Here is a 1,033-nt window from a genome sequence, read left to right as displayed (position 1 = left end):
ATCGAGGGCAGCCAAAATTATGCGGGTATCAATGACCCTGTCGTTGACGACCTGCTTGGCCATGTATTGCGAGCCAGGACCCGCGCAGAACTGATAGTCGCAATGAATGCGCTAGACCGAGTACTCTTATGGAGACACTATAGCATTCCAAACTGGCACCTAAACTACCACCGTCTTGCCTATTGGGATCGATTTGCTCGTCCAAGCACTCAGCCGCCCTATAAGCTTGGTGTTGAGAACTGGTGGCGTAAAACAAGCAATGATTAGGGTTTCCCATTTCCTGTAACATTCCTGTCATAAAAACTTAATATCCTGTATTGGTCGTATCACACACAAAACGGGAATCAAGCAATGATCGCACAGAAACTACGTATACTTGGCTTATCAACGGTTATGGCTCTTGGTGTAGCTGCGTGCGCAAGCACGGATACAAAAGAAGCTACTTCAGCGTCTGAAACAATGCAAACGCAAACAAAGATGTCAGTAAAGGTACCGGCATTATATGAAGTACACCACGATGGCCGTATTTACTTTTTCTATGATAAAGCCTTATACCAATCTTTCCTTAAGACTGGGCATACTGCTTACATGGTTGCACGCATCGGTGCAGGCCCTAAAGGCGAAACCCTAAAGTTTGCTTTGACAGGCGAAGATAAGAAGAAGCGTTCAGGTATTCCAAGTATTGATCTGATTGAAGGCACTGTAGCGCCAGCCCAGCCATTCTATGGTGAAATGCGCATGGAAGGCCGAATCTACGTCTTCAGCACACTAGAAGATATGAATAGCGTTCGAAAAGTAGGCGAAGCACCTTATCGTTTCACAGAAATCGGTTCAGGACCAAAAGGCGAGACTGTTGTCTATGTGCTAAACAAGACAAACAAAAAGCACAAGCCGCTTGAATTGATTACAGAGTTCAAGAAGCAAAATAACATGTAGTTGATAGAACTGATTGCCTTATTTAAGCAATGAGGCAATCATTTATATGCAGTATTCATTTATTCCCTTATCGTGCTAGTAAGCAACGATCAACTGT

Annotated in this window: 1 protein-coding gene and 1 pseudogene; both read left to right on the top strand. The window is 44.0% G+C overall.

From position 1 onward, the window contains the following. Positions 1–267 (top strand): annotated as a pseudogene (locus tag A3729_RS33320) (ABC transporter substrate-binding protein); the annotation flags it as partial. 84 nt (positions 268–351) lie between these two features. Continuing rightward, a complete protein-coding gene (locus A3729_RS22025; RefSeq protein WP_068510282.1) occupies positions 352–936 on the top strand; it encodes a hypothetical protein in 585 nt (194 codons plus the stop codon). Positions 937–1,033: the final 97 nt, after the last annotated feature.

Source organism: Oleiphilus sp. HI0043 (genome assembly GCF_001634935.1).
This window is presented reverse-complemented; position numbering and strand designations above follow the sequence as displayed.